Raw genomic sequence first — 9,678 nt, forward strand, 5'->3', positions numbered from 1 at the left:
AATACCCTAACACCCTAACACCCATCTGATGAGAGCTTTTTGCAAAATGAATTAACCAAGTTAAAAATTATGAAGTTTGGGATTATTGTTTTCCCTGGATCGAATTGCGATCGAGATGTGGCAACGGTGACGGAGGGGATTTTTCAGCAACCTACCCGCTATGTTTGGCATCAAGAGACGGATCTAGGGGATTTGGATGTGATCGTGGTGCCGGGGGGATTTAGTTACGGCGATTATTTGCGCTGTGGTGCGATCGCTCGGTTTTCGCCGGCGATGAAAACTGTCCGAGAAGAAGCCGAAAAAGGTAAATTAGTTTTAGGCATCTGTAACGGTTTTCAGGTATTAACGGAAATTGGGCTGCTACCCGGTGCGTTAATTCGTAATCGCGATTTACATTTTATCTGCGATCGAGTGCCGGTAAAAGTGGAAAATAATCAATCTGTCTGGACGCGAGGTTATCAACCGCAACAGGTGCTTAATTTGCCGATTGCCCACGGGGAAGGGCGTTATTATGCCGCAGAAGATACGTTAAAATCTCTGGAGGATAACGGACAAATTCTCTTTCGTTACTGTACTGCCACAGGAGAGGCAAATGAGTCGGGAAATCCTAACGGTTCGTTAAATAATATTGCAGGAATTAGCAATAAAGCAGGAAATGTGCTAGGAATGATGCCTCATCCCGAACGCGCCGCCGATCGGATGCTCAATTTGACCGATGGGAGTCTGTTATTTCAGGAGTTGATCAATTGTTGTTGACTAGACCTCTTGTAAAAATCAAAAATTGTTGTTAGGGTCAGGAGTCAGTAGCCGGTCGTCAGGAGTCAGGAGAATTAAAAATGAATAATAATCAATTAAATGGTCTATTTACCGACTTTAGGCAATTTAATCCTTATTTTTGCCCTTTTTCAACCCTCAAGTAGTTGGGTTTTTGGGGTTTTGGGGTTTTAGTTGAAATTTCCCTGATAACTGATAACTTACCCACTGATAACTGATAACTGATAACTGATAACTGATAACTGATAATCCTGTGGCTGTTTTAAAAGATAATCGGGCTACCGTCCAAAAAGTTCTCTGGATCACCCTACTGCTGAACATTTTGGTTATGGCGATCAAAGCGGGGGTGGGTTTGAGGATTGGTGCTTTAAGTCTGCAAGCGGATGCTCTCCATAGTGTCACCGATAGTGCCAATAATGTCTTGGGATTAGTAGCGATGCGGTTTTCCTCTCCCTATCCAGATCGAGATCATCCCTACGGACATCTGAAATACGAAGCGATCGGAGCTTTAGCGATCGCCGCATTTTTGGGGATTGCCTGTTTTGAAATCTTGCAAGGGGCGGTCATGAGTATTATCAAAGGAGGCAAACCCGTCGAGATTGCAGGTCCTGAGTTATGGCTATTAATTATCGTTTTAGGGGTGAATATTTTTGTCACCTATTATGAAAGATCGGTGGGGCAGCGTGTCGGTAGTGCGATTTTGATTGCCGATGCTCGTCATACCATGAGTGATGTGTGGGTGACAATTACGGTTTTATTGGGTTTAGTCGGGGTTTGGGTGGGCAATACGGCTAATATTCCCCAATTACAATGGTTAGATGTGATTTTGTCCTTTCCCGTCGCTTTTTTGGTGTTTAGCAGTGGTTGGAAAGTCCTGATGGAGAATTTACCTTTTTTAGTGGATGAAATGGCGATCGCTCCTGAGGTGATTCATCAAATTGTGATGGAGGTGCCGGGGGTGCTTAATTGTCATGCGATCGCGTCTCGGGGAGTGGTGGGAAGACAGGTATTTATAGAAATGCACCTAGTTGTCTCCGCTCAAGATGTGGAAACTGCTCACGCAATCACGGAAGCGGTAGAAGCAAGATTAACCCAACAATTTAGCCCTGTGAGAATTTTAATTCACGTTGAACCGCCGGATTATCGTTCCGATCAGATCACTTTTGATGAAGAAGTGTGAAGCAAAAAGGCCTAAAATAAGTAGCAAACTTTTGCTAGAGGTGGCCATGACGACGGAGAATCAAGCTAGAAGCATAGTAATTACTGGTGGAGCAGGATTTATCGGCTCGAATTTTGTTCATCATTGGTGCGAGAATTATCCTGAGGATCGTGTCATTGTTCTTGATGCTCTTACCTACGCGGGCAATTTGAATAATTTAGCGACACTGAAAGATAGAAAGAATTTCCGTTTTCTGCAAGGGGATATCTGCGATCGAGCTTTAGTTGATGAATTATTTGCCGGTGAAAATATCGATACAGTTGCCCATTTTGCCGCCGAATCCCATGTGGATCGATCGATTCTTGGACCTGGGGCTTTTGTGCAAACTAATGTGGTGGGAACTTTTACTCTATTAGAAAGTTTTCGGCAACATTGGTTAAGTAATCATCAACCCGATAACTATCGTTTTCTGCACGTTTCCACCGATGAGGTTTATGGCAGTTTAGGAGTAGATGATCCGGCTTTTACCGAAACTACTCCCTATGCTCCTAATAGTCCCTATTCTGCCTCAAAAGCGGGGAGTGATCATCTAGCGAGAGCTTATTTTCATACCTACGGAATGCCGACAATTATTACTAATTGCTCTAATAATTATGGTTCCTACCATTTCCCAGAAAAGTTAATTCCTTTGATGTGTATTAATATTCTTTTGGGTAAACCTTTACCTGTTTATGGTGATGGTCAAAATGTTCGAGATTGGTTATATGTGCGGGATCATTGTCAAGCTTTAGATACAGTTATTCACAAGGGAAAAGCGGGAGAAACCTATAATATTGGCGGAAATAATGAGGTAAAAAATATCGATTTAGTCAGGATGTTATGTGATTTAATGGATGAATTAGCACCCGATTTACCCGTGAAACCCGCTCAGAATTTAATTACTTTTGTCAGGGACCGGCCAGGACACGATCGCCGGTATGCTATTGATGCCAGTAAAATTCGCACTGAATTAGGTTGGCAACCTCAAGAAACGGTAGAGGGGGGATTAAGAAAAACCATTCAATGGTATCTCGATCATCGGGATTGGTGGCAACCTTTGTTATCCAAAGAATATCAAGAGTATTATGGGAAAGTTTACGGTTAGATAAGGGTAAAAACTTTAATCTTAATTTTGGGTGTGTTAGCGAAAACTAACACACTTAAACCTTGTACCTCACCATTAAGATATTGGCGTTATTTTCGATAATAGCCAATGGCTGCCTCCCGTTCCCTCGATCGCCACTTGTGGAAATACCGCCTGGATGAGTTAGAATCGGAAAGGAGAATTTTTGAGTAACCATGATCAAATTACGTCTAAAACGCTTTGGTAAAAAACGCGAAGCCAGTTATCGTATCGTTGCGGCCGTTAGCACCAGTCGTCGCGATGGTCGTCCCCTAGAGGAGTTAGGATTTTACAATCCCCGCACCGATGAAGTGCGTCTCGATGAAGAAGGGATTATCCGACGCTTACAACAAGGAGCGCAACCAACGGACACCGTACGCAGCATTCTCACCAAACAGAAAATTTTCGAGAAAATCAATGCCTAGTACCCCCAATTATCTCGAACTGGTGAAATTTATGATCGAGCCGTTTTTGGAAGAGCCGGCCAGTCTGAGATTGGATATCGAGCGCTGTAAGGAAAATGAACGTCTTTGGGTGCGTGTAGCCTTCGATGATGCCGATAAAGGCAAAGTTTACGGCCGGGGAGGACGCAATTTACAGGCGATTAGAACTACCCTAGAAATGGCGGCTGCGAGTGTGGGTCGCTCTCTTTATCTAGAAGTCTATGCGGCCGAAAATGAAGCTGAACAGCGCCGCACCCGTCGTTCTCATGGTAACTTTGAAGGTACGGAAAGAAGACCGAGCAATCGCCGACCACCTGCACCCCGGCAGCTCAACAACTAACGAGCGATTTTAGGAAAACAGGGAAGGGGTTTCATCCTCGACCCTCTCCAGTTGCTCTAATTGCTGCCAAACTTTGGCGAGTAAAGTGGTTAATCCGGCTCCTGTCACGGCGGAAATAGTCAAAATCTCGGCATTGGTTATTTTAGCAAACTGCTTTTGATAGTTATCTATCGTTTCCTCGTCCACAGCATCAATTTTGTTGAAAACCAGTATTTGCGATCGCTTTTCTAATCCCCGACCATAGGCGGCTAATTCCCCTTGAATAATTTGATAATCGGCGATCGGGTCTTCTGATGTCAAGGAGACAAGATGAATTAACAGGCGTGTGCGTTCGATATGGCGCAAAAATTCGTGTCCTAAGCCGATTCCTAGGTGCGCTCCCTCGATTAATCCAGGAATATCGGCGAATACCGTCCCATCTCCCGTGGGTTTGCGTACCACTCCCAAGTTAGGAATGAGAGTCGTAAAGGGATAATCGGCGATTTTGGGACGAGCAGAGGAAACGGCCGAGATTAGGGTGGATTTTCCCGCATTGGGCAGTCCGATAATGCCCACTTCCGCTAATAACTTCAATTCTAGGCGTAAATGGCGTTTTTCTCCCTCTAAACCGGGTAAAGCGTATTCGGGTGCGCGATTATTATTACTTAAAAAGTGGCGGTTGCCTAATCCCCCTTTTCCCCCGGCAGCCACGATTAAAGTCTGTTCGGGAGTGACCAAATCGCCGATAATTTCCTCGCTATCGAGATCGTAAACCACGGTACCACAGGGAACTTTAATAATGCGATCGCTACCGTTGGCTCCGGTGCAGTTGTTGGGGCCGCCCCGTTTACCGTCATCGGCCTTAAAATAGCGACTATACTGGAAATCTAGCAGGGTTTGCAGGTTCTGAGTCGCCACGAAAATCACCGAACCACCTTTTCCCCCATTACCTCCGGCCGGACCGCCGGCGGGGACGTATTTTTCCCGACGGAAAGCGACAATTCCATCACCTCCCTTACCCCCTTCTACTTCTATTTCGGCGCGATCAATAAACTGCATAAGACTAAGTAGTTAAAGTGAAAAAATGCTCAAGATCAAAGCTGTTATAGGTTAACATCTTGCCAATTTAAAGCTGCTGCGAATCCCTGAAAATGTTTGACATTGGTAGTAGCGATGACTAGATAACGGCTCGGATATTGTTTTTTTAATAACTGCCAATGAGCAAGAATAATAATATCTACGTCAATATTGTAATTATCAGCCGTTTGTTGGCCAATCTTTCGAGTTTCTACCCAAATTTGTGACGATTCTAACATCACCTCGGTATCTAAATTTAAAAAATCAATGACATTGCGTAATTCATTAAGATTATCTAGGCTATTAAAGGAATTTTTCTTGACCGATTCTAATAATCGGCTTCTTCTGACTTCATAATCACAGCTATCGGAACTAACTACATAGGGTTTGCTGAATAAATCTAAAAACCTTGTTGGATAAGACTTTTAGACTTGTTTTCCCTCAAAAAGTGCCGACCTTTGGAGTGATTGGGGGGAAAATCCCTGGACTTTTTCCCTGAAAATTAGGTAATTGACCACCTGAAAATCGGTAAAACCCCACGCCCCACACCCCACACCCCACACCCTGCCCCTAGGAAAAGCTTTTTCAGCAAACCCTACATAAGCACCCTTAGACAAAAGTGAATAAGGCCAATCTTCCCAGTTTACCCGCTTTTTTAGGATGAGTTAATCAACCCAAAACCCCCGAATCGATAAAGACAATCATCCTTGGCTATAAAGCTTTGAACCCAAAGGACGATCATTATCAATCGCAGTCTGAAAATTGAGGAAAGACTGGGAAATTTCTTGGTCTTGCTCATCGGTTATTTGTGACCGTTTTTGTCGTCTTTGTTCTAAGATAGCCAAAGCCGAACGATTTCGTTTAATTTGCTCTTTTCGATCCCAATCTGGATAATTGACAAGTTTGGCTTTTAAGGTTCTTCCGAACTTACACTGTAGAAAAGTCCCCAAGCTCCCTCTCTGTCCAGCAATGTTCTAAAGTTGATAAATATCAATCTAACAAAAACTCAAAGCCTTATTGTACAAGCTTTACAAGCATAAGTTGTTGATAGTTTTGCATGACAGGTTCGGTAGAGCCGGTTTTAATTGATTCATCTCTTTAACTGGAAATTGTCTATCATCATCTTAGCCGATCCTTTGACCAAGAACAAGAGGTAACAGGGGGTGCATCTCATTTTTGTAAATCTACTGAGTTGGGATTTTTAAAGGGAAACTCTCTGCTAAAATTGGGCATTACTTCCGATTTTATCACTCAATCAAAGCCTTAACCCCCCCGTCAGGGGAGGAGCTTCGTCCCCCGAACCTTTGACTAACTAATAGAGTTCAACCTCTTAATTTTATTTTAACAGACAACAATTATAAAATTTTATTTTGATAATAAATCGGGTCAATTTTTCTTTTCAGCGATCGCCCTATAGCTGACCGCATAATTCTTTTGTACTAAACTTTGAGGTTTGCAATAGGGGGTAAATACAGAAACGAAAATTCTCTCTAAATCTCCTCAAATTTCCAGAAACCTTCTGACTCCCTCTAGCTAGATGGTTAAAATAAGTAGCTTTTAAGGGAGATAGATTTTGAGAGGGTTATCAGCTACAATCAAGACATGAAGCTAGTTGAACGCCATATCATACTAAATCCCATCCTTGCTGGTCAGAAATTGACCGAGCTGCTTTTTTGTCAAAAAATCTGTTCAATCTAGCTAATTACCACTATCGCCAATATTTCTTTGTTGAACACAAGAAATTAAATTTTAATCAACTCTATCACCAAGTAGCTCAAAGTTCTGATTTACTATTTTATCGGATTGCCGCGCTTGCCGAAGGCACTGGGGAGCAGACTGCTGATTCAATTGGGTAAGGCAAACCCTAATTAGTGAGAGGAGAATCACCACCACAACCGACTCACTTCCCTAATACCTTGATACACTTCTCTTAAGGCGACCAGTCCCCCAAAATGAAGGATTAAAGGCAGGTTAGAAATAGTTTTAGAGTAATTTTAAGAATTCTTCGATAGTTAAACCCGCTTCTTTAACAATCCCTGCCATTGTATAAGCATTAACCGGATTTGCTCGTGGAATGGCGATAGTCTGTTCTCCATTTGTCATAGTAATATGTTTTCTCTGTCTAGTGATGCGGAATCCCGCTTTTTCAAAGGCATTAACAGTGCGTAGATGATTAATTCTGGGTAATTTTGGCCTACTTAGGGGCTGCTGAAAAAGTTTTTCGTGGGGGCAGGGTGTGGGGTGTGGGGTGTGGGGTGTGGGGTTTTACCCATTTTCAGGTGGTCAATTACCTAATTTTCAGGGAAAAAATCCCTAAATTTTCCCCCCAATCACTCCAATGGTAGGCACTTTTTCAGGGAAAAAAAGTCTAAAAGCCTTATCCAACAAGGTTTTTAGATTTATTCAGCAAACCCTACTTATCCTACTTCTACATAACGCACTTCCGCATCTTTGTTTAATTCTTCAATTGTCTCTAAATAGTCTTGTATCGCTTCTTTGATATTTTCTATAGCTTCTGCTTCAGTGTCTCCCTGTGACCAACATCCGGGTAAACTGGGACACCAAATTGCATAACCTTCTTCGCTTTGTTTGAGTCGAACTTGATAGCGCATAAATAGTGGCTGTTAGTTTGTAACTTTTATACTAAGGTCTAATTGATTAAAGATAAAGTATTGATAATTGTCCATTATCCCTGAGAAAAGCGTTCGCCTTTGAGGTTTTAATAGATTTGAGGTTGAAAATTATCGGGAATATCTAATTCAAATACTTGGTCATGAATCCGAGCCACATAAAACCCTTCTTGGAGAATTTTTTCCCGTAATCCTGGTGATAAATCAACCGCCGCTAATATGCCATAGAGTTTTTTATCTTTGTGTTCAGAGAAAAAGCTACGAAACCGTTGTAAAATACTTTTTAATTGTGTAATAGATTCCTCTTTGGCATGACTTTTAACCTCAACGATATAGGCGGTATTTAGCTCACCATTGGTATAGGCAAGGACATCAATTTCTAGGTGTTGTCCATTTTTACTGACTCGCACACTGGGACTAACAACTTCCATACCAAAGCGTTGCCTGAGAATCGTTTCCATTGAGGGAAGGGCAAGTCCTTCGGTAAAGCTGCCGAATTTTGCCCCGAGTCCCCCAATTTGCTGTCCTAATTCTTTGAGTTGTTTGTCAGTTTTCTTCTGTTGTTGGGCGTTTTCCTTCTGTTGTTGACTAACTTCCTTCAATAGTAGGTCAGTCTCCTTCAGTTGTTTGTCAGTTTCCTTGAGTTGTTGAGCGTTTTCTTTCTGTTGTTGACTGACTTCCTTGAGTTGTTTGTCAGTTTCTTTTTGAGCAGCAGTTAATTCGGCTTGAGCAGTTGCTAATTCGGCTAGGATTCGCCATACGTCTTCTGATGTAGTCGTCATAGATGATTTTTTCTCTCTGATTTGGTCTATTACTATTTTACTGAATTTTGCCGATTCATGAATAAGAGAGTGTTTTTTCCTTTGGGGAAGATAGAGCGATAGCCTTTGATGTTTTAATAGGTTTGAGGTTGAAAATTATCGGGAATATCTAATTCAAATACTTGGTCATGAATCCGAGCCACATAAAACCCTTCTTGGAGAATTTTTTCCCGTAATCCTGGTGATAAATCAACCGCCGCTAATATGCCATAGAGTTTTTTATCTTTGTGTTCAGAGAAAAAGCTACGAAACCGTTGTAAAATACTTTTTAATTGTGTAATAGATTCCTCTTTGGCATGACTTTTAACCTCAACGATATAGGCGGTATTTAGCTCACCATTGGTATAGGCAAGGACATCAATTTCTAGGTGTTGTCCATTTTTACTGACTCGCACACTGGGACTAACAACTTCCATACCAAAGCGTTGTCTGAGAATCGTTTCCATTGAGGGGAGAGCAAGTCCTTCGGTAAAGCTGCCGAATTTGGCTCCGAGTCCCCCAATTTGTTTGCCCAGTTCTTTGAGTTGTTTGTCAGTTTTCTGCTGTTGTCGGTCAGTTTCCTTGATTTGTTGGGCGTTTTCCTTCTGTTGTTGACTGACTTCCTTCAATAGTAGGTCAGTTTCCTTGAGTTGTTTGTCAGTTTCTTTTTGAGCAGCAGTCAATTCGGCTTGAGCAGTCGCTAATTCGGCTAAGATTCGCCATACGTCTTCTGATGTAGTTGCCATAGATGATTTTTTCCCGATGTCACCTATTCACTATTTTATTGGATTTCTGCGCTTGCCGAAGGCACTGGGGAGCAGACTGCTGATTCAATTGGGTAAGGTGGAGGCTAATTCATAGAACAAGAATCACCGCCACCAGCGACTAACATCCCTAATCCCTTGATACACTTCTCTTAAGGCGACCAGTCCACCAAAATGAAGGATTAAAGGGACTAAGTTGGGAATAGTTTCGAGGGAAGAAGGACGAGTGAGACTCCCCAAAGCTTGAAGGGTATTTTCCCAGAAGGATAGGTCAACATGGTTAGGCGTTAACACCTGAGTTATAATTGGAACGAAAATTAACTAAGGCAGTTGTTCTCAAATGAAATTAAAGGAAAGGTATATCACCGATGAGCAGGGTAATCGAATAGGTGTTCTTTTAGATATAGAAGAATATCAGAAACTGCTGGAAGAATCGGAGGAGTTAGATGCCATTAGAGCCTATGATTTAGCTGTCTCAGGTGAGGATGATGAAATTCCTTTTGAAGCAGCGATCACTGAAATTGAAAATAGCCAGCAATGAGTTACAATA

16 protein-coding genes are annotated in these 9,678 nt (G+C 42.2%); 7 read left to right on the forward strand and 9 right to left on the reverse strand.

The window, feature by feature from the left end:
* The first annotated feature begins 69 nt into the window (after positions 1 to 69).
* The 5 genes from purQ (at position 70) to MAE_RS25095 (ending at position 3,878) form a co-directional block, all read left to right on the forward strand.
* Positions 70 to 756 carry a phosphoribosylformylglycinamidine synthase subunit PurQ gene (purQ, locus tag MAE_RS25075; RefSeq protein WP_012267974.1) on the forward strand — a complete coding sequence of 229 codons (687 nt, stop codon included), beginning with the start codon at positions 70 to 72 and terminating at the stop codon, positions 754 to 756.
* Positions 757 to 1,027: 271 nt separating this feature from the next.
* On the forward strand, positions 1,028 to 1,954 hold the full coding sequence (locus MAE_RS25080; protein WP_041804396.1) for a cation diffusion facilitator family transporter: 927 nt from the start codon (positions 1,028 to 1,030) through the stop codon (positions 1,952 to 1,954).
* A 46-nt stretch (positions 1,955 to 2,000) separates the two neighbouring features.
* Positions 2,001 to 3,077, forward strand: a complete 1,077-nt coding sequence (rfbB, locus tag MAE_RS25085) for a dTDP-glucose 4,6-dehydratase (RefSeq protein WP_002796440.1) — start codon at positions 2,001 to 2,003, stop codon at positions 3,075 to 3,077.
* A gap of 194 nt (positions 3,078 to 3,271) precedes the next feature.
* On the forward strand, positions 3,272 to 3,520 hold the full coding sequence (rpsP, locus tag MAE_RS25090) for a 30S ribosomal protein S16 (protein WP_002736858.1): 249 nt from the start codon (positions 3,272 to 3,274) through the stop codon (positions 3,518 to 3,520).
* Positions 3,513 to 3,878 (forward strand): KH domain-containing protein, encoded by a 366-nt coding sequence (locus MAE_RS25095; RefSeq protein ID WP_002796441.1) that lies wholly within the window; start codon positions 3,513 to 3,515, stop codon positions 3,876 to 3,878. The genes rpsP and MAE_RS25095 overlap by 8 nt, the downstream gene beginning before the upstream one ends.
* A gap of 9 nt (positions 3,879 to 3,887) precedes the next feature.
* On the opposite strand, the gene obgE is transcribed toward MAE_RS25095, so the two are convergent.
* The 5 genes from obgE to MAE_RS25125 form a co-directional block, all read right to left on the reverse strand.
* Positions 3,888 to 4,916 (reverse strand): GTPase ObgE, encoded by a 1,029-nt coding sequence (obgE, locus tag MAE_RS25100; RefSeq protein WP_012267978.1) that lies wholly within the window; start codon positions 4,914 to 4,916, stop codon positions 3,888 to 3,890.
* 44 nt (positions 4,917 to 4,960) lie between these two features.
* A complete protein-coding gene (locus MAE_RS25105) occupies positions 4,961 to 5,173 on the reverse strand; it encodes a hypothetical protein (protein ID WP_002796443.1) in 213 nt (70 codons plus the stop codon).
* A gap of 186 nt (positions 5,174 to 5,359) precedes the next feature.
* A complete protein-coding gene (locus tag MAE_RS25110; protein ID WP_012267979.1) occupies positions 5,360 to 5,551 on the reverse strand; it encodes a hypothetical protein in 192 nt (63 codons plus the stop codon).
* 84 nt (positions 5,552 to 5,635) lie between these two features.
* The gene (locus MAE_RS25115; RefSeq protein ID WP_012267980.1) at positions 5,636 to 5,884 is read right to left on the reverse strand and encodes a hypothetical protein; all 249 of its coding nucleotides are present in this window, start codon (positions 5,882 to 5,884) and stop codon (positions 5,636 to 5,638) included.
* Between the two features lie 1,033 nt (positions 5,885 to 6,917).
* A complete protein-coding gene (locus MAE_RS25125; RefSeq protein ID WP_041804397.1) occupies positions 6,918 to 7,112 on the reverse strand; it encodes a type II toxin-antitoxin system HicA family toxin in 195 nt (64 codons plus the stop codon).
* A gap of 11 nt (positions 7,113 to 7,123) precedes the next feature.
* Here MAE_RS25125 and MAE_RS34260 point away from each other — a divergent pair, with 11 nt between their 5' ends.
* A complete protein-coding gene (locus MAE_RS34260) occupies positions 7,124 to 7,279 on the forward strand; it encodes a hypothetical protein (RefSeq protein WP_012267981.1) in 156 nt (51 codons plus the stop codon).
* A 72-nt stretch (positions 7,280 to 7,351) separates the two neighbouring features.
* Here the strand turns inward: MAE_RS34260 and MAE_RS25130 are convergent, their stop codons facing one another.
* From MAE_RS25130 to MAE_RS25145, 4 genes are all read right to left on the reverse strand, one after another.
* On the reverse strand, positions 7,352 to 7,546 hold the full coding sequence (locus MAE_RS25130; protein ID WP_002776391.1) for a type II toxin-antitoxin system HicB family antitoxin: 195 nt from the start codon (positions 7,544 to 7,546) through the stop codon (positions 7,352 to 7,354).
* A 107-nt stretch (positions 7,547 to 7,653) separates the two neighbouring features.
* Positions 7,654 to 8,346 (reverse strand): DUF3782 domain-containing protein, encoded by a 693-nt coding sequence (locus MAE_RS25135; protein WP_012267983.1) that lies wholly within the window; start codon positions 8,344 to 8,346, stop codon positions 7,654 to 7,656.
* A gap of 113 nt (positions 8,347 to 8,459) precedes the next feature.
* Complete coding sequence (locus MAE_RS25140; protein WP_012267984.1) at positions 8,460 to 9,110, reverse strand: DUF3782 domain-containing protein; 651 nt, start codon at positions 9,108 to 9,110, stop codon at positions 8,460 to 8,462.
* A 123-nt stretch (positions 9,111 to 9,233) separates the two neighbouring features.
* Entirely contained in the window at positions 9,234 to 9,422 is a 189-nt protein-coding gene (locus tag MAE_RS25145) for a hypothetical protein (protein WP_041804399.1), read from the reverse strand.
* 46 nt (positions 9,423 to 9,468) lie between these two features.
* Here MAE_RS25145 and MAE_RS25150 point away from each other — a divergent pair, with 46 nt between their 5' ends.
* On the forward strand, positions 9,469 to 9,669 hold the full coding sequence (locus tag MAE_RS25150) for a hypothetical protein (RefSeq protein ID WP_012267985.1): 201 nt from the start codon (positions 9,469 to 9,471) through the stop codon (positions 9,667 to 9,669).
* The last annotated feature ends 9 nt before the right edge of the window (positions 9,670 to 9,678 follow it).

The sequence above is a fragment of the Microcystis aeruginosa NIES-843 genome, assembly GCF_000010625.1.
Taxonomy (GTDB): Bacteria; Cyanobacteriota; Cyanobacteriia; order Cyanobacteriales; family Microcystaceae; genus Microcystis; species Microcystis aeruginosa.